Origin of the sequence: Sanguibacter sp. Z1732, from assembly GCF_051020515.1 — a bacterium.
Taxonomy (GTDB): Bacteria; Actinomycetota; Actinomycetes; order Actinomycetales; family Beutenbergiaceae; genus CALKWS01.
Window position 1 is genome coordinate 2,327,226 of the sequence record NZ_CP194857.1, and the last position, 25,082, is coordinate 2,352,307.

The following is a 25,082-nucleotide window of genomic DNA, read 5'->3' on the forward strand; positions in this document are numbered from 1 at the left end:
CCCGAGCCGGCCCGGGCCCTGACTCTCGCTCGGGAAGGGCGCTGTCCCGACTCTGACGCCGGGGCTGACACGTATCGGTCCCACGTCTGGACCTGAGGCAGCGACCCTGCCCGGATCGGTCGCCGCGCCACGTGCGAGGGCGGCGGAGATCGTGCTCCGAAACCCCTGATCCGGCAGCCGGATCAGATAGGCTCACCCACACATGTGCTGAACCAACCGTCGGGGGTTGAGATGGCACCCACCCGGGCCGCTCATCGTCCGCCCGCGCTTCAGGGTCTCGTTGCCCGGGTGCCGGCGGAGCAGTTGTTGCGCCTGCGCGGCCCCAGCCGGCCCCTGATCACGTGTGACCGCGGCGCCCGGATGGGGCAAGACCACCGTCGTGGGGCGGTGGGCCAGCGCGCCGGGGACCCGCTGGCTGACCCTTGGGGCACAGCACGGCGACGCAACCCGCCTGGCACGCGAACTGGCCCGGCTCGCCCACCGAGATGAGGACGGCGAGTCATCCGGCGCCGATGCCGGGCACCCCCCGGACACCACCGACGTCGGCGTCCTGGCGCACTGGGTGGCCCGGTCCTGGGCACCGGAGGTCTCCGGACCGATCGTGCTCGATCACGCCCACGTGCTGATCGGCACCCCCGGGCACGACCTGCTGCGCCGCCTGGTGCGTTCCGGACCCACCCGTCCCCAGATCTGCGTGCTGTCCCGGTGTGACCTGGACCTGGTCGATGACCGCGACCGTGGCGCCGGGACCGTGCTGGAACTGAGCGCGGCCCACCTGGCCCTGGACGCCGACGCGGTGGCGTACCTGTTGGATGCCGATCCGGAGCCGGACCGCGCCCTGGCCGCGCGGATCGCCGAGGGGACCGGGGGCTGGCCGGCGATGGTCCGGATCGTGCTGGACGGCCTCGAGTCGGTGCCACCCCGGGAGCGCTCGGCGCGGTTGTCCGACCTCCTCGGCGCCGGGGGTACGGCGGGCAACTACGTGGTCAACGTGGTGCTCCCGGCCTATCCCGAACCGACCCTGTCCACCCTCTCCGCCCTTGCCCTGACCGGCCCGATCGACGCGGCCGGGTACGGCCGTGCCGTCGGCCTGAGTGCGGGCAAGGCCTCCACGGAGGCACTGACGCCCCTGGTGCGTCGTGGGCTGGCCCGGCTGCGGTACAGCGAACCGGCTCCGGAGGTGACCCTGTCCCCGCTGATCGCACGCAGCGTCACCGCCTACCGGTTGATGGCCGACTCCGACCACCACCTGGTCGAGCGGGTGACCACCGGTCTGGTCGAGGCCGGCGACGTGGTCCGTGGGCTGGGTGTCCTGGTCACCGCCCGGCGCGGCGCGGCCATCGCCGAACTCCTTCGCGAGCATGGCCAGGAGTTGTACTTCGCCGGTCATCTGGACCTGCTGTGTGCCGCGGTGGACCTGGTGCCGCCGGCCCTGCGCACCGCCGACATCCTGCTGGTCGGGGCGCGCGCGCTGGCCTACCGGGGGGACTGGCCGGCCGCGATGAATCTGCATGAGGAGGCCGGCGACGCAGGCCCGGGTGACCCCGCTGTGTTCGGCCTGGTCGGGGGACTGATCCAGCACCAGCGCGGTAAGTCGGCCGATGCCCTGGAATGGTACGACCGATACATCGAGAAGGCCATCGACCCCCGGGTCGAAGCCGAGATTGCGGGGTGGTCCGCCACCTGCCGCTGGGGCCGGGGGGAGTTGGACCGGGCCCGCGAACTCGCCGCACGCTCCTCCGCCGCGGCACGCGCCACCGGTGATGACCGGTCGTTGGCGTTGGCCCACACGGCTCGCGCCCTGATCGCGGCCAGCGACGGCGACAGCGCGGGGAACCGGGCGCACTACGACCTGGGGCTGGCTGCCGCCCGAAGGGCCGGGGACGCGTTACAGGAGGCCCGCATCCTGACCAACCGCGGCTCGCTGCACATGGAACGAGGCGTGTACCCGGCGGCACTGGCCGATACCGAGGCGGCGATCGACCTGGCCGAGGGGCAGTCCTCGGTGTACGTCGCCGGAATCGCCCGGTGCAACCGCGCCGAGATCCAGTTGCACGTGGGAACGTTGGACGAGGCGATCGTCGATGCCGAGATCGCCCGGGACCGGTTCGCCGCGGCCGGCTCCCCGTACGAGTCCTACGCCCTGCAACTGCTCGCCCAGATCCGCGCCGAGCAGGGCGAGTTGACCCTGGCGCGCGGCTCCTACGAGCGCGCAGTGCGCCTGGCGCAGGCCTCCAACGATCAGCAGGGCCAAGTGGCGATCCTGGTGGGGCTCGCCAAGTGCATCGCCGGAAGTGACCCGGAGGCGGCCGCGGCGGCGGCCCGCCGGGCCGCGAACCTCTATGACGGGATGTACCTGGGGCCGGTCCTGCTGGCTCGCGGCTGGGTCGCCCTGGCTGCCGGTGATCTGGAGGTGGCACGTGAATGCGCCACCGAGGCCGAGGCGACCGCCACCGCTCGCGATGAGCGCTCGGTCCTGGCTGAGGCGGCGACCCTGGCCGCCCTGCTCGACCCGGACCCCGCCGAGGGCCTGCAGGGCGCGTTGGCGCTGTGGAACGAACTGAATGCGCGCACCTGGGCGACCCGCATCGAACTGGGCATTGCCCGCCGCCGAGCCGTGCCCGGCTGGCGTGCGCGCGCCGCGGAACTGGAACGCCAGCTCGCCGCCTGGGGGTGTGCCGTGCGGCACGGGCCATTCCCGGCGATGGCCGTCCAGGGAGCCTCCGACACCGATGGTTGCGTGGTCAGGTTGCTCGGGCAGTTCACCATCGAGGTAGCCGGGCAGCCGGTGCCGATGTCCGCATGGGGTTCACGCAAGGCCCGGGACCTGCTGAAACTGTTGGCGCTGCGCGCCAACCGGGGCGCCACCCGGGAGGAACTGGCCGATGCGCTCTGGCCCGACCAGGCCTATGAGACGGTCGCGAACCGGCTCTCGGTGGCGTTGAGCGTGGTGCGAACCGTGCTGGCCCCGGGAGAGCAGCGACGCGACGACGCGCCGGTCCTGATCGCCGATGCGGGTACGGTGCGGATCGATCCCGAGCAGGTCGACATCGACGTGGCCCAGTTCGAGTTCCTGGCCACGCAGGGCCTGGCGGCGGCCCGCAGCGGGGACCGGACGCGGGCGGTGGAACTGCTCACCGCCGCCGAGGCGCACTATGGCGGGGACCTGCTCGAGCACGACCAGGACAGCCCGTGGCTGATCGATCGCCGCGAGGAGGTGCGCGCGGTCTACCTCTCCGTGGCCCGGACCCTGGCGGATCTGTGCAGGCGTTCCGATCCGGACCAGGCGCTGCGGCTGCTGTTGCGAGTGCTGGACCGGGATCCCTACGACGAAACCGCGCACCTGGCGGTGTGCACGGTCCTGATGGACAGCGGTCAGCACGGGGAGGCCCGGCGCAGGCACCGCCTGTACGCCCGGCGGATGGGCGAACTCGATCTGCCCGCAGTGCCCTTCAGCGACGTCGTCGGCCACTGAGGGCCGGGCGCCGTCGCCGGCGTCGCTCAGGCACCCTTGGGGTGCCAGACGGTCTTGATCTCGGTGAAGACCATGATCTGGGACAGGGACTGCTCGACGGCGAAGTCCGGCTCCTCGTCGGTGATCGGGCGCCGCACCCGCTTGAGGGTCTCGGCGGCGTCGGCCTCCAACTCGCCCCAGGTGATGCCCTCGGCACCCAGCGCCCCGGCCACGTCGATGGCGTTCACGTCGGCGTGCGTAGCCAGATGCGGGGCCACCTCGGCGGTGTGGCCGGTGAGGATGTTGACCACCCCGCCGGGGACGTCGGAGGTGGCCAGCACCTCCGCCAGGGTCACCGCGGGCAGCGGCCGCTCGGCGGAGGAGAGCACGACGGCGGTGTTACCGGTGACGATCACCGGCGCCAGCACCGAGACCAGCCCGAGCAACGAGGAGCGCTGCGGGGCGATCACGGCCACCACCCCGGTGGGTTCCGGGGTGGAGATGTTGAAGAAGGGGCCGGCCACCGGGTTGGCGTTGCCACCCACCTGGGCGATCTTGTCCGACCAGCCGGCGTACCAGACCCACCGGTCGATCGCCGCGGAGACCAGGTCCTCGGCCCGTTTGGTCGCCACGCCCTCACCGGAGCGCACCTGGGCGACGAACTGATCCCGGCGCTCCTCCAGCAGCTCGGCCACCCGGTAGAGCACCTGCCCGCGGTTGTACGCGCTCGCCGCGGCCCAACCGGGTTGCGCGGCCCGAGCGGCCCGGACGGCATCGCGGGCATCCTTGCGGGAGGCCTGGGCCACGTTCGCCTTGAACTTCCCGCGGCGGCTGCTGGCCGAGTAGGTGCGCCCGGACTCCGACCGCGGGAACTTCCCGCCGATGAACAGTTTGTAGGTCTTGCGCACATCCACCCGGCTCACTGGGTGCCTCCCTCGATCAGGTAGGGGAGCAGACCGTGACGCCCGCCCTCACGGCCGTACCCGGACTCCTTGTACCCACCGAAGGGACTGGCGGGGTCGAACTTGTTGAACGTGTTGGCCCAGACCACCCCGGAGCGGATCGCGTCGGCCATCGCCAGGATCCGCGACCCCTTCTCCGTCCACACCCCGGCGGACAGGCCATAGGGGGTGTTATTGGCCTTGGCGATCGCCTCGTCCGGGGTGCGGAAGGTCAGCACCGACAGCACCGGCCCGAAGATCTCCTCGCGAGCGATCCGGTGGGCGGTGGACACCTCGGTGAACACCGTCGGCGGGAACCAGTACCCCTTCTCGGGCAGGTCGCCCGGCGCGCTCCAGCGCACGGCCCCCTCGGCGTCACCGGCGTTGGCCAGTTCGGTGATCCGGCTCAGCTGGGCGGCGGAATTGACCGCGCCGACGTCGGTGTTCTTGTCCATCGGGTCGCCCACCCGCAATGTGCCCAGTCGCGCCTTGAGCCGGTCGATCACCTCATCGGCCACCGACTCGGCGACCAGCAGCCGCGATCCGGCGCAGCACACCTGCCCGGCGTTGAAGTAGATGCCGTTGACGATTCCCTCCACCGCCTGGTCCACCGGGGCGTCGTCGAAGATGATGTTCGCGGCCTTGCCGCCCAGTTCCAGGGTGGCTTGCTTATGGGTGCCGGCCACCTGCCGGGCGATCTGCTTGCCCACCTTGGTCGACCCGGTGAAGGCGACCTTGTCCACGTCCGGGTGGGCGATCAGGTCGGCCCCGGTGCGACCGGCGCCGGTGATGATGTTCACGACGCCGGGGGGCAGGTCGGCCTGTTGCAGCAGATCGGCGAACAGCAGCGCCGTCAACGGGGTGGTCTCGGCCGGTTTGAGCACCACCGTATTGCCTGCGGCCAGGGCCGGAGCGATCTTCCAGGCCAGCATCAGCAGCGGGAAGTTCCAGGGGATCACCTGCCCGGCCACCCCGTGCGGGCGGGGGTTCGCCCCGCGCCCGGCGTAGTCGAGCTTGTCCGCCCAGCCGGCGTAGTAGAAGAAGTACGCCGAGGCCATCGGGATGTCCATGTCCCGTGCCTCCCGGATCGGCTTGCCGTTGTCCAGGACCTCCAGCACCGCGAACTCGCGGGACCGCTCGGCCAGCAGCCGGGCGATCCGGAACAGGTACTTGGCTCGTTCCGGCCCCGGCATCGGACCCCAGGTGCGCTCGTAGGCGGTGCGGGCGGCCCGCACGGCGCGTTCGACGTCCTCGGTACCCGCCACGGCCACCTCGGCCAGATTCTCCTCGGTGGCGGGGTTGATGGTCTTCAGGGACTCCCCGGACGTGGCGTCGGTGAACTCCCCGTTGATGAACAACCCGTAGGAGGAGGCGATGTCCACCACCGAGGCTGACTCGGGGGCGGGGGCGTAGTCGAAGGCAGTCATGGGGTCCTTCAGTCGATCGTCACGTAGTCGGGGCCGGAGTAGGCGCCGGTGGCGAGTTTCTTGCGCTGCAACAACATGTCGTTGAGGAGGCTGGAGGCGCCGAAGCGGAACAGGTCGGGGGTGAGCCAGTCGTTCCCGGCCACCTCGTTCACGGCCACCAGGTACCTGATCGCATCCTTGGAGGTACGGATCCCGCCGGCGGGTTTGACGCCGACGCGGGTGCCGGTGGCGGCGTGGAAGTCCCGGACCGCCTCCAGCATCACCACGGTGACCGGCAGCGTGGCGGCCGGGGACACCTTCCCGGTGGAGGTCTTGATGAAGTCGGCGCCGGCGAGCATGGCCAGCCAGGAGGCACGCCGGACGTTGTCGTAGGTCGCCAGTTCCCCGGTCTCCAGGATGACCTTCAGGTGCGCCGGGACCTCGGTGTTCTGGCATTCCTGGCGCACCGCGACGATGTCCTGGTACACCTTCAGGTAGTCCCCGGACAGGAAGGCGCCGCGGTCGATCACCATGTCCACCTCCTGCGCGCCCGCGCCGACCGCCTCGCGGGTGTCGGCCAGGCGGATCGCCCGACTGGCCCGGCCGGCGGGGAACGCGGTGGCTACCGAGGCCACATTGATCCCGGCGTCCCCGATCGCCTCCAACGCCAGGGGCACCAGGTCGGAGTAGACGCACACCGCGGCCGGGCGGGGGCAGGTGGGATCGTCGGGGTCGGGCAGTTTGGCCTTGGCGACCAGAGAGCGGATCTTGCCGGGGGTGTCGGCGCCTTCCAGGGTGGTCAGGTCGATCATGGAGATGACCGTGTCGATCGCCCAGGCCTTCGCGGTGGTCTTGATGGAGCGGGTACCCAGCATCGCCGCCCGGGAATCGGCCCCCACCTGGTCCACACCCGGCAGGCCGTGCAGGTAGCGGCGCAGCGCCGTGTTGGTCACCGACTCCGCTCCGGTGATCACGCGCGCCTGGGTGGCCACCTCCCCGGCGCTGCGGGCCGAGGAGGAGGTCGCCGTCGTCGCCGTTGAGGTCATGCGCCCATCCTAGGTCCCCGCCGGCGCTTCTGCGGGCGGGCGCTGGGCCAGCAGGCTGTAGGAGTTCGGTAGCCGGCCGTCCCACGCCGCGGCCTCGGTCCCCTCCGGCTGCCAGAACGGTTCGGGGTGCTCGGCCAGGTGGGCGAGGGTGAAACCGGCGCCCAACACCGCCATCACCACCTCCGAGAGCCGGTGCTGGTGCTCCACGGCACCCCGTGCGGGGAAGGTGTCGTTGATGTGACTGCCGGCGAAGTAGGACCGATCCGGCCGGGCCCTGGCCTCGTCGGTGTCCCAGGCCCACAACGGCACCAACGGGTGGGCCTCGAAGACGAAGAGGTGCCCACCGGGGCGCAGCAGCCGGGCCATCTCCCGGGCCCAGCCATGGATGTCGGCCAACCAGATCAGTGCGCCCTTGCCGGTGTAGACCAGGTCCGCGCACCCGCTCAGCAGTGGTACATCCGGGACGCTGCCGGTGACGTAGTGGCACGGCAGGCCCAGCTCGGCGGCGCGCCGGTGCGCCGAGACCGCCACCCGGTGGGTGTAGTCCACTCCGATCACCCTGCTCGCACCCAGGCGCACCAGGGCGGCGTCGTCCACCCCGTGCCCGCTCTGTGGGTGCACCACCAGCTGGTCGGGTCTGCCCAGGATCGGCGCCAGGATCTCGACCTCGGCCGCGGCCAACTCGGTGGTCCGTGCCAGGTCGAGGAACTCGGTGTAGGCGCGGGTGTACTTGCGCGAGGCCAGGTCCCAGGCCCGCCGCGTCTCGTGCTCGCCTGCGTCCGGGTGATCGGTCATCACCGGAACGCTAGCGGGACCGGGACACATCCGGCCACGGTGTACGCCAGTTCTGAGCTGCGCCGGTGCCGCGCCGCTGCGGTCACCGGGCCGTTCAGGCGCGGAGCCGGGAACCGATGTCGGCGGACAGTGCCGCGAGCCGATCGGCGGCCCGGTGTCGCACCCGGGTGAGGTCCTGGTCGTCCAGCGGCAGGACGACCCCAGGTAGCACTTGAGCTTCGGCTCGGTTCCGCTGGGACGCACGATCACGCGATCGCCGGCCTCAGTGAGGTACATCAGCGCGTCGGTGGGCGGGAGGTCCCCGCCGGCGTTCAGATCACGGACCTGCACCACCGCGGAACCACCCAGATGGGTCGGGGGGTCGGCGCGCAGGCTCGCCAATATCGCGCTGATCAGGGCCAGGTCCGCCACCCGCACCGACAGCGGCGCGGTGGCGTGCAGACCGTGGCGCCGGGCCAGCTCATCGAGTGAGTCCATGAGCGTGGCACCGGCGTCCTTGGCGCGTGCGGCCAGGGCCGCCAGGTGCAGCGCCGCGGTGATGCCGTCCTTGTCCCGCACCCCCTGGGGGTCCACGCAGTACCCGATCGCCTCCTCGTACCCGAACACCAGGTCCGGCACCCGGGAGATCCACTTGAACCCGGTCAGGGTGGCCCGGTACGGCAGGCCGTGGGAGTGGGCGATCGCGGCCAGCAACCGGGAGGAGACCACCGAGGAGGCCAACACCGCGGTGTCCGCACCCGGCCCGGCTGTGGCGGTGGCGGCGGCCTGCTCCCCGAGCAGGGCGCCGGCCTCGTCGCCGCTCAACTGGCGCCAGCCGCCCTCCGCGCCGACGCCCGGCACCGCGACGGAGCAGCGGTCGGCGTCGGGGTCGTTGGCGATGATCAGGTCGGCACCCACGTCCTCGGCGGTCTCGATCGCCAGGTCCAGTGCGCCGGGCTCCTCCGGGTTGGGGAAGTCCACCGTGGGGAAGTCCGGGTCCGGCTGGCCCTGCCGGGCGACGACCGTGACGTCGGTGAAACCGGCCCGCTCGAGTACCTCCAGTGCCAGGGGCACCCCGACGCCGTGCAAGGGAGTGAGCACGATCCTGAGGTCCCGCGGGCCCGGCGGCACGGTGGTCAGCGCCCGTTCGACGTAGGCCCGGGCCACCTCCGGGCCCAGGTGTTCGATCGACCCCCGGGCGGACGCGGCCGGGTCGCGGCGGGCCGCGGCACCTGCGCCACCGACTCCACGGCAGCGATGTGGGCTGCGATCCGGGCGTCGGCGGGGGGAACGATCTGTACCCCGGTGCCGGAGTCATCGGTGAGCCGTCCGCCCAGGTAGACCTTGTACCCGTTGTCCCGGGGTGGGTTGTGCGAGGCGGTCACCATCACGCCGGCGTCGGCACCCAGGTGGCGGACCGCGAAGGCCAGCAACGGGGTGGGCACCGGTCCGGGTAGAACCAGGGCGTGCCCGCCCGCACCGGCGACGACGGCGGCGGTCTCGGAAGCGAAGATCTCGGAACGGTGCCTGGCGTCGTAACCGACCACCACCTTGGGCAGGTGGGGCACGCGCTCGTTCAGATACGTCATCACCCCGGCCGCGGCTCGGATCACCACCGCCCGGTTCATCCGGTTCGGGCCCGCGCCCAGTTCCCCCCGCAACCCGGCCGTGCCGAACTGCAGCGAGCCCGCGAAGGCTTCGCGCAACGTCTGCAGCGCCCGCAGCGCACCGGACCGGTCGGCGCCGGTCACCTGGGTCAGGAGTTCGCGCAGTTCCCTGGCGTCGCCCGGGTCGGGATCATCGGCGATCCATTCCCGGACACGCGCGAGCAGGTCCTCGCTGACCTGCTCGGCCCCGCCGACTGCGCCGACCTGCTCCTCCTCGCCGGCGGTCGCCGCAGCGGGCACCCCGGTGCTAGGCGCGCCCGCGGGTCCGGGGTGGGCGGCGTCGTCGGCGGTCACGACAGGATGGTACGCACGATCGCACTGAGCAGTGCGCTGATCCGGGGGCCGGCCTCCCGGCCGGCCTCGATCACCTCGGCGTGCGAGAGCGGCTCGGGTGAGATCCCGGCGGCCAGGTTCGTCACCAGGGACAGGCCGAGCACGTCCATACCGGCCTCCCGGGCCGCGATCGCCTCCAAGGCGGTGGACATGCCCACCAGATCAGCGCCCATCCGTTTGGCCATCTGCACCTCGGCGGGCGTCTCGTAGTGCGGGCCGCGGAACTGGGCGTAGACCCCCTCGGGCAGCTCCGGGTCCACCGAATGGGCGATCGCACGCAACCTTGGTGAGTACAGATCGGTCAGGTCCACGAACGTGGCGCCCTCCAGGGGAGAGGCAGCGGTCAAGTTCAGGTGGTCGCTGATCAGCACCGCCGTGCCGGGAGCCCACTCCCGGTGCAGCCCGCCACACCCGTTGGTCAGCACCACGGTGGACGCCCCGGCGGCGGCGGCGGTGCGCACCGGGTGGGCCACTGCCCGCACCCCCCTGCCCTCGTAGAAGTGCGTGCGGGCCCCCAGCACCAGTGCGTGCCTGGTGCCGGTCCCGGTATCCATGGCCACCGCCTGCAGCGTCCCGCGGTGCCCCGGCACGCCGGAGGGAGCGAATCCGGGCACGTCGGCTGCCGGGACGGCGGCGACGGTGCGTCCGATCAAGTCGGCTGCCTCGCCCCAACCCGAACCGAGCACCAGGGCGATGTCGAAGGAGTCCACCCCCGCCGCCTCGTGTGAGCACCCGGGCGGCCGCGGCCGCGGTCCGGGCGGGGTCGGCGTCGTCGTCATGTGTGTGCACAGCACGAACCTACTGGATCGGTGCCGGCCGCACGGGGTCCGGCGCCACTTGCCCGGGCCCGGTGACAAGGCACAATGGCACGCGTGACCTCCGAGATCCCGCCACCGGCCGAACCCCCCAGCGGCGTCCGACGTTCCACCACCCGGGAGGGGAGCCGGGTGGTGATCATCGGGGGCGGGCCCGGTGGCTACGAGGCAGCGCTGGTGGCCGCCCAGCTCGGGGCGGGGGTGACCCTCATCGAGCGCCAGGGCCTGGGTGGCTCGGCCGTGCTCACCGACGTGGTGCCGTCGAAGACGCTGATCGCCACCGCCGAGTGGATGACGCTGACCGAGAGTTCGCGGGAACTGGGCATCAAACCCACCGGGGGCCACGACGGGTCCCTGGAGGTGGACCTGAACCGGGTGAACCAGCGGGTGCTGCGGCTGGCCGGCGCCCAGAGCCGTGATATCCGGGCCCGTCTGCAACGGGAGGGGATCACCCTGGTCGACGGCACCGGACGACTGGACGGGCCCGGGGCCGTGATCGCCGAGACCGACCAGGGGCGACGCCGTTTCGCGGCCGATGTGATCCTGCTGGCCACCGGGGCCCGCCCGCGAGTGCTTCCCACCGCGGAGCCGGACGGGGAGCGCATCCTGACCTGGACCCAGATGTACGAGGCCGCCGACGACCTGGAGAAGCTCATCGTGGTGGGCTCGGGGGTCACCGGGGCGGAGTTCGCCGGTGCCTACAACGCGCTCGGGGTGCCGGTGGTGCTGGTCTCCAGCCGCGACCGGGTGCTGCCGGGGGAGGACGCCGATGCCGCCGAACTGATCGAGACGGTGTTCCGGCGCCGTGGTATGGACGTGATGTCCCGCTCCCGTGCCGCCGCGGTGCACCGGACGGGCGACGGGGTGGACGTAGAACTGACCGACGGCCAGGTGGTCACCGGATCGCACTGCCTGCTCGCGGTGGGCGGGGTGCCCAACAGCGAGGACCTGGGGCTGGCGCAGGCCGGGGTGGCCACCACCGAGTCCGGGCACATCGAGGTGGACCGGGTCTCCCGCACCACGGTGCGCGGGGTCTACGCCGCCGGTGACGTGACCGGGGTGCTGCCGCTGGCCTCGGTGGCGGCGATGCAGGGCCGGATCGCGATGTGGCACTCCCTGGGCGATGCGGTGTCGCCGCTGGATCTGCAGATGGTCTCGGCGAACATCTTCACCGCCCCGGAGATCGCTACGGTCGGGATCCCCGAGCGCGCGATCACCGAGCGGGAGGTCAACGGCAAGATCACCATGCTGCCCCTGGCCGGGAACCCGCGCGCGAAGATGCTGGGCATCACCGAGGGCTTCATCAAGGTCTTCTCCCACCGTTCCTCGGGCCTGGTGCTCGGCGGCGTGGTGGTGGCTCCGCGGGCCAGTGAACTGATCTTCCCGCTCACGCTGGCGATCAGTAACCGCCTCACAGTGGATGAGGTGTCGGCGGCGTTCACCGTCTATCCCTCGCTGTCCGGGTCCATCGCCGAAGCCGCACGGTTGCTGCACGCAACCGAGACCTGATCCCTCCCGACACCGGGTGGTCCGCCTCCCGACGTCGTGCGGCCGCCTTTCCGGGTACGGCGATTATGCTCGGCGGAATGACTCCGTCGCCCACCCCGCCCATCGACCCGGCAGCACCGGCGGGGCAGGACCAGCCCCAGGAACTCCCGGACCTGGTGACCACCGATGTCGTCGATCTGACCCAGTTGCTCTGCGACATCCCCTCGGTCTCCGGTTCCGAGGCGCCGCTGGCCGACGCCGTCGAGGCGGCCCTGGGCCGGTACGCGCACCTGCACGTGCTGCGCTCGGGGAACACCGTGTTGGCGCGCACCGAGCTGGGCCGGGCCGAACGTGTGGTGGTCGCCGGGCATCTGGACACCGTGCCGATCGCGGCCAACCTGCCCACCCGGCGCGAGCGGGGGTCCGGCGGCGCTGAGGTGCTGCGGGGCCGGGGCACGGTGGATATGAAGGGGGGCGTCGCGGTGGCGCTGCACCTGGCCGCCGCGCTGACCGAGCCCGTGCGCGATGTGACGTGGGTGTTCTACGACAACGAGGAGGTGGCCGCGGACCTCAACGGGTTGAACAGGGTGGTGGCCGAGCACCCGGACTGGTTGGCCGCCGACTTCGCCGTGCTGGGCGAACCCACCGCCGCCGGAATCGAGGCCGGCTGCAACGGTTCGCTGCACGTGCAGGTACGGACCAGGGGGCGCGCGGCCCACTCCGCGAGGGCGTGGATGGGGCACAACGCGATCCACGAGGCCGCGCAGGTGCTGACCCGCCTGGCCTCCTATGAACCCGAGCACGTCGAGGTCGATGGGCTCACCTACATCGAGGGCCTGAACGCGGTGGCCATCACCGGGGGGATAGCCGGGAACGTGATCCCCGATGAGTGCACCGTCGCGGTGAACTACAGGTTCGCCCCCGCCCGCACCCAGGCGGAGGCGCTGGCCCACGTCCGGGAGGTCTTCGACGGGTTGGAGGTGGACCCCACCGACTCCTCCCCGGGGGCCCGGCCCGGGCTGTCCCAGCCGGTCGCCGCGGAGTTCGTGGCGGCGGTGACCGCCCAGACCGGGGGGAGCGTGCGGGCCAAACAAGGCTGGACCGATGTGGCGCGGTTCACCGCGCTGGGCGTTCCGGCGGTGAATTTCGGGCCCGGCGATCCGCTGTTGGCCCATGCCGATGACGAGGCGGTGCCCACCGAGCAGATCCGAGTGTGCACGCGAGCGCTCCGGTCGTGGTTGAGTTACACCGGAACGACATGAGAGGAGGGCCGGAACAATGACAGCCGAATCGAAGAAGCGGCGGAATTACCTCAAGGGCCCGATCCGGCTGCGGGGTCGCCACATTCCGGAGAAGACCACCGATGAGCGGCTCCTGGAATGGAGCGGCCGGGACGCCGAATGGGTGCACACCGACCCCTGGCGGGTGATGCGGATCCAGGCCGAGTTCGTCGAGGGGTTCGGGGCACTGGCCAACCTCGGCCCGGCGATCAGCGTGTTCGGGTCTGCCCGTTTCGACGCCGACCATCCGTATTACGAGCTCGGGGTGCAGGTCGCCGAGGAACTGGTCAAGGCCGGATTCGGGGTGATCACCGGAGGCGGGCCGGGGGTGATGGAGGCGGCGAACATGGGCGCTCAGAACGCCGAGGGCACCTCGGTCGGGCTGGGCATCGAACTCCCCTTCGAACAAGGCATGAACGAGTACGTGGACCTGGGCGTGAACTTCCGCTACTTCTTCGCCCGCAAGACCATGTTCGTCAAGTACGCCCAGGGCTTCATCGTGCTGCCCGGTGGGTACGGCACCCTGGATGAACTGTTCGAGGCACTCACCCTGGTCCAGACCGGCAAGGTCAAGCGCTTCCCGTTGGTGCTGATCGGCACGGAGTTCTGGTCCGGGCTGCTGGACTGGTTGCGGGAGGTGCTGGTGAAGGAGGGCACTATCGCCGCTGCGGACGTGGATCTGGTCCAGGTCACCGACGACCCGGCCGAGGCGGTGCACATGGTGATCGAGGCAAACCATCACCGTCGTCGCGCCGAGGCCAAGGCGCAGCGGGAGGCCGGCTCCGAGGCCGCGGGCCGGCCGGAGTAGCGGAGCGCGCGATGGGCTGGGTCACCGGCATGACGGGACTGTTCCTGCTGGTCATCGCGGTAGTCGTGGTGATGGCCTGGGCGGTTTCGAGCGGGCGGGTGTCCGTGGCCTGGCAGGATCCGTATCCGCACCGGGCACCCCGCGAGAGCCTCCGGTGGCATAGAATGGAGGTCACACGATTCCGGACCGGACCGGTGCAGACCGCTTCCGGTTCGACTTCATTCAACCCACATAGGGAGCACGCCCATGGCCGCCATGAAGCCCAGGACCGGTGACGGACCGCTCGAGGTCACCAAGGAGGGTCGCGGGATCATCATGCGGGTACCGCTCGAAGGAGGCGGCCGGTTGGTCGTGGAACTCAAGCCGGACGAGGCTTCGGACCTGTCGAACGCACTGAGCGCGGTCACGAACTGACCGGTGCGTAGGACGTCTGCCCCGCACATCGCGCTGCAGACCGGGCCGCTGGATGCCGCCCGGCTGCGCGAGTTCGGAACCGAGGCGCTGCTGGCGGTGCTGATCCGCGCCGACGGCGACGCGGTCGCCCCCGTGGGCTCCACCGGGGACCACGGCATCGACCTGGGCGCCCTCGCGGTGCGCGCGGGCGCCGGCGCGAGCGCCGGTTCGGCGACCACCGTGACCCTGCCCGCCCTGGTCTCGGGTTCAGCTCCCTGGGCGGGAATGCCGGACCGGTTGGTCCTGGCCGGCGTCGGTGACGAGGGGACGACGGCGATGCGCCGGGCAGGTGCGGCCCTGGCCCGGGCAGCGGTGCAGGCCGAGCACCTGTTGGTGGACCTGAGCGGACTGGACGAGTCCACCGCGCCGGCGCTGCGCGCTCTCATCGAGGGGCTCCTGCTGGGCTCCTACCGGGCCCCGTTCACCGGTGCCGGGCCGGGCCCCGAGGCGCCGTGCCCGCTGATCACCCTGACCGGCCCGGTCAGCGCCGACGATCTGGACCGCGCCCGTACCAGCGCGGAGGCCACCGTACTGGCGCGCACCCTGGCTGCCACGCCGTCGAACATCAAGACACCCGCTTGGGTTGCCGAGCAGGCACGGGAGGCAGCCGAGGGGGTGGCCGGGGTCAAGGTGACCGAACACGACGAGAAGTGGCTTGCCGCCCAGGGGTTGGAGGGAATCCTCGCGGTGGGTGCGGCTGCGGCGGGCCCCCCGCGCCTGGTGACGGTGACCTACACCCCGCCCCGGCGAGCCCGGGCCGAGGGCGGTGCCCAGGACCCGATCGTGCTGGTCGGCAAGGGCATCACCTACGACACCGGTGGGCTCTCGATCAAGCCGCGCGAGGCGATGGTGCCGATGAAGACGGACATGTCCGGCGCCGCGGTGGTCCTGGCCGTCGTGCTCGGCGCAGCCCGGGCGCAGGTCCCGGTGCCGGTGGTGGCGGTGCTACCACTTGCGGAGAACGCCGTCGGTGCGCGGTCCTACCGGCCCGGTGACGTGCTCACCATGGTCGATGGCACCACGGTGGAGATCGCCAACACCGACGCGGAGGGCCGCCTGGTGTTGGCCGATGCGATGGCGTGGGCGCGGTCGGAGTACCACCCGCGGGCGCTGGTCGATGTGGCCACGCTGACCGGGGCGGCCACCCTGGGCCTGGGCAAGAAGCACGCGGCGCTGTTCAGCACCGATGCGGACCTGACCCGTGCACTGACCGCTGCCGGTGAGGTGACCGGGGAGGCGCTCTGGGCGATGCCGCTGGTACCCGAGTACCGATCCGCGCTGGACTCGCCGGTGGCGGACCTGTGCCACGTCAACACCGACCCGCACACCTCGGCAGGGGCGATCACGGCGGCGCTGTTCCTGCAGCACTTCGCCGGTGACACCCCGTGGGCGCACCTGGACATCGCCGGCCCGGGCCGGTCACCGAAGAACGAGCACGAGATCGCCGAAGGGCCCACCGGCTACAGCGCCCGGGCACTGCTGCACTGGCTGATCGAACGCGACTGAGTCGCTACCGCGCTGATGCGCTGCGCCACAACGCCAGCAGCGCATCGTTGATCGGGGCTCCGGTGAACTGGACCTCGTGGCCGGCTCCTTCGATGACCGAACGCGAGGCACCGATCTTCTCGGCGAGGTCGTCGCAGATCTCTTCGAAGCCTGGGTGATGACCGCCCGAGACCACCAGGCTGGGGTACGGGGCGGAGGACAACTCCGCGATCGGCAATTCGGCATCGGTCGGTCGCCTGGCGTTCCGCAGCAAGGGCACCAGGGGTAGTGCGGCGTCGAGGAGCCCGGGCGGCAACTCCTCCGGCCGGCTCCCCACGGACTCCAGGAACCGCACCAGCCAGGTACGGTCCGGGAGGTCCAGGTCGAGGATCTCCACACTCTTCGCCACCAGGTGCCGAGCCGCCGGCCGGTCCTGGCCCAGGGTGAACGCCGGAGGTTCCAGCAGCGCCAGGGAGCGGGTCTGACCGGGCCGCAGCGCGGCCGCGAACATCGCTGCGAGACCTCCGTAGGAGTGACCCACCAGGTGGGCACCGGTGTCCATCAACGCGGCGATGTCCTGCGCGTCGCGCAGGAAGTCCTCCCCTTCGGCGCCGGGACTGCGCCCGTATCCGCGCCGGTCCACCACGAGTAGCCGGAAGCCCTCCTCGGCGAGGGGCTGCTGGGCTTCCCACTCCTCGCGACCGGTGGCCAGGGACCCGTGGACGAAGATGACGTGCTCACCGCTGCCCGCGGCGTCGACGAACAACTCGCTCATGCCGATCCCTCCATCGGGTGCCCGCGCCGTGCACGCCTACGGTAACGCCGAACCTTCGATCTGTGAACGGCTGGGCGTGCACTACGTGCGCGCGCGGATCCCGAAGGTCAGCGGGATGGCCGCCACCGTGCACAGGAGCAGGGCGAACGTCCAGTTGCCGGTGAACCAGCCGGCGAGCAGCGATCCGCCCAGGTAGGCCGCGGCCAGGATGAACTGGGTGCCGGGTCGGGTGCCGGCCGGCACCGGTTCCTTGGCCACCACCCACAACAACAGGCCGCAGATCGCCGCCCCCACCATCGCCACCGGGATCACCAGAGCCCACGGCTGCTCCAGCAGGGCCAGGACGATCGCGGCGACCAGGCCGACGGCCCCGCCGATCCCGGCGGTGGCGCCGGCGCGCGGCAGCCGGCTCACCGGCGACCGGCCCGATGGGAAGGCCGTGATGAACTCGGTGCGGTCGGGGCGGCCTGCGTGGCCTGTGCGAGCCCTGTCGGTCCCGGTCACATCGATCACCCTCCCCTGACCCCCACCGTACACATCGGTGGTGCCGGTCGAGCAGACGTCAGCGCTTGACGGCGGCCAGGAGGCCCTCCCCGCTGGGTAACAGAGCGGGGAGCAACGTTCGTCATCACGGACGGACTTGCCCAGCTCCCGCATCGCCACGGTGGCCTCGTCCCGGCGTGCCGGGTCGGCGACCCGGTCGTACCAGAGCGCCCCGGTGATGGCCAGCACCCCACCGGAGCGCAGCATCCGGATGGCCTGCTCGGCGTAGTCGGACGCCTCGGAGGGTTCTCCGTCGATGAAGACCAGGTCGTAGGCGCCATCGGCCAACCGGGGCAGCACGTCCAGGCCCCGCCCGGAGATCGCCCGGGTGCGGGTGGCGCCGACCCCGGCCGCGGCGAAGGCCTCCTTCGCGGCGCGCTGATGCTCCATCTCCACGTCGATCGTGGTGAGCACGCCACCAGGCCGCATCCCCTCCAGCAACCACAGGCCGGAAACACCTGTCCCGGTGCCCACCTCGGCCACGGCGTGGGCGTCGGCGGCGCGCAGCCAGCAGACGCAGCGCCGCACCCACACCGGGCGGGACGGGCTGGATACCGAACTCCTCCGCGCGCGGTCCCGGCCTGGCGCACCGGCTCGGATTCAGTGATGAACTCCTCGGTGTAGGCCCAACTCTGGGCCTTGTCGGCAGCGATGATGAGCCTCCCGGATCGGTGTAGCGGTGCTCGTGATGGTATCGCTGCACCGCCCGGAAGGTCGCGGCGCCCCGACCCGATCTGATGGGAATCTCACCTGAAGAGGTGCTTCGTAGCCAAGATCGTAGAGAATGGGCCCATGACCCCACAGGACCGCGAGCCGTACCCCGGGTCGGAACCGGGCCGGCGAACCTCCGACGCCGTGCACGGCACAGCCGACCCGGGATCGGATGCCACAAGGGCTGAGGACACGGCTGCCGCACCCGGCCACGGGTGGGCCACGCCGTCCGGGCGGCCCGACAGCAGCGGCACCGCTCGGCCCGATGCCGACGCACCGGAAGCCGGCTCCCAGCAGCGGCTATCGGACTCCCGCGGCCCGGCACCTGAGGCCACGCGGCCGGGAACCAACCCGGAGCAGCGGGTGGGTGGGCCACCGCAGCCAGGAGGCGGCCCGGCCGAGCAGAGCGCCCCCCTGGCGTCCTACCCGGGCCCCCGGGCCACCCACGCCGCCGATCCTGGCCGCAGGCGGCGCGGCGTGGCCGGTGGGATCGTCGCCGTCCTGATGATCATGGCCCTGCTGGTGGGCCTGTTACTGGGCCTGCTGGGAGCGCAGTACCTACCGGCGGTACCCACCGGCTCATCCGCACCGGGTTCCACACCCTCCGATCCCGCAACCGGGCAGGGTACCTCGGCTCCGGCGCTCACCGACGCCTCCGTGGCAGACATCGCGGACGCGGTGCTACCGAGCACAGTGTTCATCCAGGTTCGCGCTAATGGTGAGGGTTTCACCGGCAGCGGCTTCGTCTTCAACGATCAGGGGCATATCGTCACGAACGAGCACGTCATCGCCGCGGCCCAGGAGGATCCGGAGGCACAGGTCGCGGTGATCTTCTCCGACGGCGCCGAGGAAGCGGCGGAGATCGTCGGGGCCACCTCCGACTACGACCTGGCGGTCCTGTCCGTCGAGCGCACCGACCTGGCCCCGGTCCCGCTCGGGGACTCCGACGCGCTGCGAGTGGGTGATCCGGTGGTGGCCATCGGCGCACCGCTGGGCCTGGAGGGCACCGTGACCACCGGGATCGTCAGCGCCCAGAACCGCCCGGTGCGGGTGGGTGCCGGTGGCGGTACCTTCATCAATGCCATCCAGACCGACGCGGCGATCAACCCGGGGAACTCCGGTGGGCCGCTGGTGGACGCCAGCGGGGCGGTGATCGGGGTGAACACCGCCATCGCCGCACAGCCCGGCCAGGGCGGCAGCATCGGGCTCGGTTTCGCGATCCCGAGTTCGCAGGTGGCGCGCACCGCGCAGCAGATCATCGAGACCGGGGAGGCAAGTTACCCGGTCATCGGAGCCACGCTGGATCCCACCTATGCCGGTGAGGGGGTGCGGGTGCACACCGAGACCACCGAGGGACAGGAACCGATCACCCCCGGCGGTCCGGCCGAAGCGGCCGGGTTGGCACCGGGGGATGTGATCGTGGCCCTGAACGGGAACCCGGTCACCAGCGCGGAGGAGTTGATCGTGCGCATCCGCGCCCACGCCCCCGGCGAGGTGATCACGTTGACCATCCGCGAGGACGGCGCCGAACGCGAGCTCGAAGTCACCCTCGGCGAGCAGCCGAGCGACTGACGCCCGCTCCCCGCCGGGATAGGATTGGGTGCATGAACATCAATGGTGAGGAACTGCTCCTCCTCATCATCATCGCCGTGATCGTGATCGGCCCGGAACGGCTGCCCATGTACGCCGAGCAACTCGGCCAGTTGGCACGGAACCTGAAGAAGATGGCCACCGGCGCCACCGAACGGGTCAAGGAGGAGCTCGGCGAGGAGGCCGCGGACCTGGACCTGTCCCAGTTGGATCCGCGCAAATATGATCCCCGCCGAATCGTGCGGGAGGCGTTGTCCGATGACATCCTGCCGACCACCCGCCCGGCCCGCGCCGCCAGGTCCACCACCCGGTCCGCCTCCACCGTGCGTAAGCCGAGTGAGAGCAGCCGGATCGCGCGCGAGAACGCAGCCCGCCGCCGCGCCGAGGTACAGGCGAGGAAGGAAGCCGCCGCTGCCGAGGCGGCCGCGGCCCAGGCCGCCGGCGCCGACTCGGCCACCGCCGATGACGCCGTCGGTCCGGACCAGGCCGCTGGTGACGACGCGCAGGCACCGGTGACGACGGCGTCGACCACCGCCGCCGAGACCGTTGCTACCGCCGAGTCGGACGCAGCGGGCGCGCGGAAGGCCGGTCCGGGTGCCGGTACGCCGGCCGTGGCGGGATCTGCTGCCGCCCGGACTGAGCAGGAAACCGGCGCGCGGACTGAGGCGAACGAAGCCGGCGCGCAGGAACTGGTCGCCGTCGGCGCCCCGTTCGACGACGAGGCCACCTAGGCACGAGCGAACGCCGCTCAGCCCACCGGCGAGATCGCCAACTTGCGGCCGCCGGCCAGGCCACGGGAGCGCTGGCCCAGGGTGGAGGCCACGTCTCGCAGTACCTGCGCGGCCGGGGACTGGCTCTCGGTGCCCACCAGCGGCGCACCGTTGTCGCTGCCCTCGCGCAGGGCCACCTCGATCGGCACCTGCCCCAGCAGCGGCACGTCGGTGCCCAGCACCTCGGTCAGCCGCTGCGCGACCTTGGCCCCACCGCCGGAGCCGAACAGGTCCAGGCGGGTACCGTCGGGCTGATCCAGCCAGGACATGTTCTCGATCACGCCGGCGATGCGCTGGTTGGTGGCCTGGGCCATCGACCCGGCGCGCTCGGCCACCTCGGCCGCAGCCAACTGCGGGGTGGTGACCACGAGCAGTTCGGCACTGGGAAGCAACTGGGCCACGGAGATCGCGATGTCACCGGTTCCCGGCGGCAGGTCCAGCAGCAATACGTCCAGGTCTCCCCAGAACACGTCCGCGAGGAACTGCTGCAGCGCCCGGTGCAGCATCGGCCGCGCCAGACCACCGCCTTGCCCGGCTGGGTGAACATCCCGATCGAGATCACCTTGATCTCCCCGGACAAGGGGGGAAGGATCATGTCGTCGACCTTGGTGGGACCGGTCTCCACCCCGAGCATGCGGGGGATGGAGAAGCCGTACACGTCCGCGTCGATCACGCCGACCTTCAGGCCCTGGGCGGACATCGCCGCGGCGAGGTTGGCCGTCACCGAGGACTTGCCCACCCCACCCTTACCGGAGGCCACGGCGTAGACCCGGGTCAGGGAGTCCGGTTGGGAGAACGGGATCACCGGTTCGGCCTTGCCGCCACGCAACTTGGTGCGCAGATCGGTGCGCTCCTCGTCGGTCATGACCGTCATCTCCACGGTGCAACTGGGCACCCCGTCCAGTTTCTCCACCGCCGCGCGCACGTCCTTGGTGATCGTCTCGCGCATCGGGCAGCCCGCGATGGTCAGGGCCACCAGCACCGTGACCACACCGGTCCCGGCGTCCACCTCGATCGAGCGGACCATGTCCAACTCGGTGATCGGACGGCGGATCTCGGGGTCCAGCACGGACCCCAGTGCGGTGCGGACTTCCTGCTCAGTGGCCATGCCCCGAGTGTACGTTCGGAATCGGTGCGAATCACATCCCGTGAGCCAGACCACCGCGGCACCCGGGCCGAGCCCTCATCCGGCCACGAGCACCTTCAAACCGGCGTCCAGCAGGGCCCGCCGGTCATCCTCCCTGATGGTGCGGTCGGTGACCAGCCCGGTGAAGTCCGACAGGGCGCCGACGGTGGCGAACGCCCGCACCCCCACCTTGGAGGAGTCGGCCACCAACCAGGCCTGATCGGCTCTCCGGGCCATCAGGCCGTTCACCTGGGCCTCGGTGTCGTCATGGACCATTGCGCCCAGGCCGGGCTGCAGGCCGTTGATTCCCACGAACGCCAGGTCCAGGTTCACCTGGTTGAGCATCAGGTCGGTGTAGGGGCCGATGAGTTCGTAGGAACGCGGCTGCACCACCCCGCCGGTGATGACCACCCGCAGGTGGGGGCGGATCAGCAGTTGGGCAGCGATGTTCACCGCGTTGGTGACCACCGTCAACGCCGGTGCGGTGTCGGTGGCGCTCAGATCGGCGCGCTGGCCCAACTCCGAGGCGATCGCGGTGCAGGTGGAGCCACCGGTCAGGCCCACCCGCGCCCCGACCGGTATCAGGTCCATCACCGCCGCGGCGATCTGCGCCTTCGCGCCGGCGTGCTGTTCGCGCTTGTACCGCAGCGGCAGGTCGTAGGCCACGGTGTGCGCCGTGGCCCCGCCTCGGGTGCGGTTGACCAATTGGCGCTCGGCCAGGGCATCCAGGTCCCGGCGTGCGGTGGCGGGGGAGACCCCGAAGGCCTCCACGATCTCCTCCACCTGCACCCGCTCGGCCTGGCCGAGCAGGTCCAGGATCGCCCCGAGGCGTTCGTCGCGGTTCATACCCGGCCGGCGATGAGCGCGATGACGGCGGCGGCCTCGGTGGTCATCGCCGCCCGGCCGGCACCGAGGTAGGCGCGGGAGTCCACCAGCGCCGGATCGGCATCCAGGCGCTCGCGGACGGCACCGGTGAAGGCCCGCACCAGTTGGGTGGAGACGTTGATCTTGCGCATTCCTGCTCCGATCGCGGCGGTGATGTCCGCGTCGGGCACTCCGGAGGATCCGTGCAGCACCAGGGGCACCGGCACCGCCTCGGCCAGCGCCGCCACCAGGGCGGTGTCGATGCTGGCGGTCTTGCTGGTCATCGCGTGTGAACTGCCCACTGCCACCGCCAGCGCGTCCACGCCGGTCTCGGCCACGAACCGGCCTGCTTCGTCCGGGTCGGTGCGCACTCCGGGAGCGTGCGCGCCGTCCTTGCCTCCCACCTCACCGAGCTCGGCCTCCACGAGCGCCCCGACGGCTCCGGCGGCCCGGACCACCTGTGCGGTGGTGGCCACGTTCTGGGCGTAGGGCAGCGCCGCGCCGTCATACATCACCGAGGAGAAGCCCAGGTCCAGCGCCTGGTGGACCAGGTCCACGTCCTCGGCATGGTCCAGATGCAGCGACAGCGGCGCATCGCAGGTCCGGGCCACCGCCCGGGCGGCCGCGGCGATGGGAGCCAAGGCACCGTGGTACTTCACGCAGTTCTGGGAGATCTGCAGCACCGCACCGTGACCGGCCCGTTCGGCGGCAGCGGCGATCGCCTCGGCCGATTCCAGGTGGATCACGTTCAGCGCGGGCACGGCGGTGCCCTGCGCGACGGCGTGATCGAGTAGTTCTCTGGTCGAGACCAGGCTCATCTGCTCTCCTCAGAATGCGCGGGCCCGGCGACCCGGTCGATGATGATCTGCTCGGTCAGCGGCGCCGGGTCGGCGATGCTGCCGGCGGTAGGGGTCAGCACGGCGGCCGCGGACCAAGCGGTCGCGGTGCGCAGGGTCTGTGGAAGGGAGGCCCCCTCCAGCGCCGGCCCGTGCCGGGCCAGCCCGACGGCAATGGCGGCGACCGCGGCGTCTCCGGCTCCGGTGGGGTTGCCCGACAGGGGCTGTGGCAACCGGGCATGCCAGATCGGGCCCGCTGCGGTGGCCGCGAGCATCCCCCCGGCGCCCAGGGAGGCGAACACAGCCGCACCGCTGCGCTCGGCCAGCGACCGGGCCGCGACCGGTGGCTCTGCCGGGCCGGCGATCTCGCGCAGTTCGTCCTGGTTCGGTTTGAGCACGTCGGCGCCGGCCTCGACGGCAGCCAGCAGCGCCGGGCCGGAGGTGTCCACGATCACCGGTACTGCGGCAGCCCGGGCCAGGGCGATCACGCGCGGGATGAGGTCGGCCGGGGCCCCGGCGGGGACCGAGCCGGAGCACACCAGCACCCGCGCCCCCGTCAGGGCCGTGGCGGTGGCCTGCAGGAGTTCATCGAGTTCCGCAGCCGTGGGGCTGTGCCCGGCCTCGTTCAAGGGGGTGGTGTGTTCGGGAGTGACCAGGGTGATGGTGCGCCGGGTTGGTTCCTGCACCGGGAGAAGTTGGTGGTCGATTCCCGCCCGGTCCAGGTCGGCGCGGAACTCTGCGCCGGTGGTCCCGCCGACCGGGGCCATGGCCCGGGTGCGGTAGCCCTGCTCGGTCAGTACCCGGGCCACGTTCACCCCTTTACCGCCGGCCCGTTGCTGGCCTTGGGGTACTCGGTGGCTGGTTCCCAGGGTCAGCGTCGGCAGGGTGTAGGTCAGGTCGATCGCCGGGTTCAGCGTCAGGGTGAGGATCATCGGCGCACCTCGGTCGTCCCCTCGGGCGCCGAGGGACCGACGGCCTGGGGCCGGGGTACGGCCCCGGCGGCGCGGCGGGCCAGGACCCCGGCGCCGACCAGGCCCGCGCTGGTGCCCAGGGTACTCAGGCGCAGGTCGGGGCGGCGTTGCACGGTCAGGATCGCCTCCAGGCGGCGGCGGACCGGGCTCAGCAGCGCGTCGCCGGCCCGGGAAAGCCCACCACCGATCACCACCACCTGCGGTGCCAGCATGGCCGCCACCTGGGCGATCGCCAGGGCCAGGGCGTCGGTGGCCTCGGACCAGACCGCCCGGGCGGTGGCATCGCCACTGCGGGCCGCCGCAAGGACCTCCCGGGCGCCGGGCACCGCGGTGCCCGAGCGAGCGGTGTAGCGGCGGGCGATCGCTCCGGCCGAGGCGATCGCCTCAAGGCAGCCCCGCCCCCCGCAGACACACGGCTCGCCGTCGGGCACCACCGGGGAGTGACCGATCTCGCCGGCGAACCCGCCACCACGGATGGCGTGCCCCCCGGAGAACAGCGCTGCGGCGATCCCGGTGCCCACCACGATCACCGCGGCGTCGCGCGCCCCGGTCGCGGCTCCGTAGGTGACCTCGGCAAGACCCGCAGTGGCCACGTCGTGGCCCAGGGCGGCGGGCATACCGGTGCGCTCGGCCAGCATCGCCGCGAACGGCACCCGGTCCCAACCCATGTTGGAAGCGAGCACCGCCACCTGGGCCTCGTCGTCGACGATCCCGGGCACCACCAGGGCGGACCCGACCAGATCGGGATGGCGGGTGTGCATCCGGCGGACGTGCCGGGCGCCCAGATCCAACACGCCCTCGACGATGTCCGGACGATGCGGGGTAGGGACGGTCTCGGTGTCGGTGAGGGACCCGTCCGGACGCACCAGGCCGGTCTTGGTGTCGGTCCCACCCACATCGATCACCGCCACCGGACCGATGGGAGCCTCAGGTGTGGTCATGGCGC

General features: G+C 71.7%; 19 protein-coding genes and 2 pseudogenes. 8 read left to right on the forward strand and 13 right to left on the reverse strand.

The window, feature by feature from the left end:
- The first annotated feature begins 343 nt into the window (after positions 1–343).
- Complete coding sequence (locus ACRRRO_RS12250; protein ID WP_434080332.1) at positions 344–3,475, forward strand: BTAD domain-containing putative transcriptional regulator; 3,132 nt, start codon at positions 344–346, stop codon at positions 3,473–3,475.
- A gap of 26 nt (positions 3,476–3,501) precedes the next feature.
- Here the strand turns inward: ACRRRO_RS12250 and ACRRRO_RS12255 are convergent, their stop codons facing one another.
- The 6 genes and pseudogenes from ACRRRO_RS12255 to ACRRRO_RS12280 all read right to left on the reverse strand — a co-directional run bounded on the left by ACRRRO_RS12255 (position 3,502) and on the right by ACRRRO_RS12280 (position 10,353).
- Positions 3,502–4,377 carry an aldehyde dehydrogenase family protein gene (locus tag ACRRRO_RS12255; RefSeq protein WP_424787488.1) on the reverse strand — a complete coding sequence of 292 codons (876 nt, stop codon included), beginning with the start codon at positions 4,375–4,377 and terminating at the stop codon, positions 3,502–3,504.
- Positions 4,374–5,822, reverse strand: coding sequence for an aldehyde dehydrogenase family protein (locus ACRRRO_RS12260; protein ID WP_424797007.1), 1,449 nt, complete (start codon positions 5,820–5,822; stop codon positions 4,374–4,376). The genes ACRRRO_RS12255 and ACRRRO_RS12260 overlap by 4 nt, the downstream gene beginning before the upstream one ends.
- An 8-nt stretch (positions 5,823–5,830) precedes the next feature.
- A complete protein-coding gene (deoC, locus tag ACRRRO_RS12265; RefSeq protein WP_424787490.1) occupies positions 5,831–6,847 on the reverse strand; it encodes a deoxyribose-phosphate aldolase in 1,017 nt (338 codons plus the stop codon).
- Between the two features lie 9 nt (positions 6,848–6,856).
- A complete protein-coding gene (locus tag ACRRRO_RS12270; protein WP_434080333.1) occupies positions 6,857–8,788 on the reverse strand; it encodes a methyltransferase domain-containing protein in 1,932 nt (643 codons plus the stop codon).
- On the reverse strand, positions 8,758–9,582 hold the full coding sequence (locus tag ACRRRO_RS12275) for a hypothetical protein (protein ID WP_434080334.1): 825 nt from the start codon (positions 9,580–9,582) through the stop codon (positions 8,758–8,760). The genes ACRRRO_RS12270 and ACRRRO_RS12275 overlap by 31 nt, the downstream gene beginning before the upstream one ends.
- Positions 9,579–10,353, reverse strand: a pseudogene (locus ACRRRO_RS12280) (purine-nucleoside phosphorylase). Before ACRRRO_RS12280 ends, ACRRRO_RS12275 begins: the two are co-directional and overlap by 4 nt.
- A gap of 131 nt (positions 10,354–10,484) precedes the next feature.
- Between ACRRRO_RS12280 and ACRRRO_RS12285 the strand changes: the two are divergent.
- The 5 genes from ACRRRO_RS12285 to ACRRRO_RS12305 all read left to right on the forward strand — a co-directional run bounded on the left by ACRRRO_RS12285 (position 10,485) and on the right by ACRRRO_RS12305 (position 15,971).
- Entirely contained in the window at positions 10,485–11,945 is a 1,461-nt protein-coding gene (locus ACRRRO_RS12285) for an NAD(P)H-quinone dehydrogenase (RefSeq protein WP_424787493.1), read from the forward strand.
- Positions 11,946–12,022: 77 nt separating this feature from the next.
- Positions 12,023–13,186, forward strand: a complete 1,164-nt coding sequence (gene dapE, locus ACRRRO_RS12290) for a succinyl-diaminopimelate desuccinylase (RefSeq protein WP_424797004.1) — start codon at positions 12,023–12,025, stop codon at positions 13,184–13,186.
- Between the two features lie 16 nt (positions 13,187–13,202).
- Positions 13,203–14,012 (forward strand): TIGR00730 family Rossman fold protein, encoded by an 810-nt coding sequence (locus ACRRRO_RS12295; RefSeq protein WP_424787495.1) that lies wholly within the window; start codon positions 13,203–13,205, stop codon positions 14,010–14,012.
- Positions 14,013–14,258: 246 nt separating this feature from the next.
- Entirely contained in the window at positions 14,259–14,426 is a 168-nt protein-coding gene (locus ACRRRO_RS12300; RefSeq protein WP_424787496.1) for a DUF3117 domain-containing protein, read from the forward strand.
- Between the two features lie 3 nt (positions 14,427–14,429).
- Positions 14,430–15,971, forward strand: coding sequence for a leucyl aminopeptidase family protein (locus ACRRRO_RS12305; protein WP_424797003.1), 1,542 nt, complete (start codon positions 14,430–14,432; stop codon positions 15,969–15,971).
- 4 nt (positions 15,972–15,975) lie between these two features.
- Here ACRRRO_RS12305 and ACRRRO_RS12310 read toward each other — a convergent pair whose 3' ends face one another.
- Positions 15,976–16,725, reverse strand: a complete 750-nt coding sequence (locus ACRRRO_RS12310) for an alpha/beta fold hydrolase (protein WP_424797002.1) — start codon at positions 16,723–16,725, stop codon at positions 15,976–15,978.
- Positions 16,726–16,806: 81 nt separating this feature from the next.
- On the reverse strand, positions 16,807–17,796 hold the full coding sequence (locus ACRRRO_RS12315; RefSeq protein ID WP_434080335.1) for an O-methyltransferase: 990 nt from the start codon (positions 17,794–17,796) through the stop codon (positions 16,807–16,809).
- A 264-nt stretch (positions 17,797–18,060) separates the two neighbouring features.
- Between ACRRRO_RS12315 and ACRRRO_RS12320 the strand changes: the two genes are divergently transcribed.
- Together ACRRRO_RS12320 and ACRRRO_RS12325 are read left to right on the forward strand one after the other, a co-directional pair.
- A complete protein-coding gene (locus ACRRRO_RS12320) occupies positions 18,061–19,551 on the forward strand; it encodes a trypsin-like peptidase domain-containing protein (RefSeq protein ID WP_424797000.1) in 1,491 nt (496 codons plus the stop codon).
- Between the two features lie 32 nt (positions 19,552–19,583).
- Positions 19,584–20,300 carry a twin-arginine translocase TatA/TatE family subunit gene (locus ACRRRO_RS12325; protein ID WP_424796999.1) on the forward strand — a complete coding sequence of 239 codons (717 nt, stop codon included), beginning with the start codon at positions 19,584–19,586 and terminating at the stop codon, positions 20,298–20,300.
- 17 nt (positions 20,301–20,317) lie between these two features.
- On the opposite strand, the pseudogene ACRRRO_RS12330 reads toward ACRRRO_RS12325, so the two are convergent.
- The 5 genes and pseudogenes from ACRRRO_RS12330 to ACRRRO_RS12350 form a co-directional block, all read right to left on the reverse strand.
- Positions 20,318–21,447 (reverse strand): annotated as a pseudogene (locus ACRRRO_RS12330) (Mrp/NBP35 family ATP-binding protein).
- A gap of 75 nt (positions 21,448–21,522) precedes the next feature.
- Complete coding sequence (locus ACRRRO_RS12335; protein ID WP_424796997.1) at positions 21,523–22,311, reverse strand: DeoR/GlpR family DNA-binding transcription regulator; 789 nt, start codon at positions 22,309–22,311, stop codon at positions 21,523–21,525.
- On the reverse strand, positions 22,308–23,147 hold the full coding sequence (locus ACRRRO_RS12340; protein ID WP_424796996.1) for a class II fructose-bisphosphate aldolase: 840 nt from the start codon (positions 23,145–23,147) through the stop codon (positions 22,308–22,310). The genes ACRRRO_RS12335 and ACRRRO_RS12340 overlap by 4 nt, the downstream gene beginning before the upstream one ends.
- Positions 23,144–24,097, reverse strand: a complete 954-nt coding sequence (locus ACRRRO_RS12345) for a 1-phosphofructokinase family hexose kinase (RefSeq protein WP_424796995.1) — start codon at positions 24,095–24,097, stop codon at positions 23,144–23,146. Before ACRRRO_RS12345 ends, ACRRRO_RS12340 begins: the two co-directional genes overlap by 4 nt.
- Positions 24,094–25,077, reverse strand: coding sequence for an ROK family protein (locus ACRRRO_RS12350; protein WP_424796994.1), 984 nt, complete (start codon positions 25,075–25,077; stop codon positions 24,094–24,096). The genes ACRRRO_RS12345 and ACRRRO_RS12350 overlap by 4 nt, the downstream gene beginning before the upstream one ends.
- Positions 25,078–25,082: the final 5 nt, after the last annotated feature.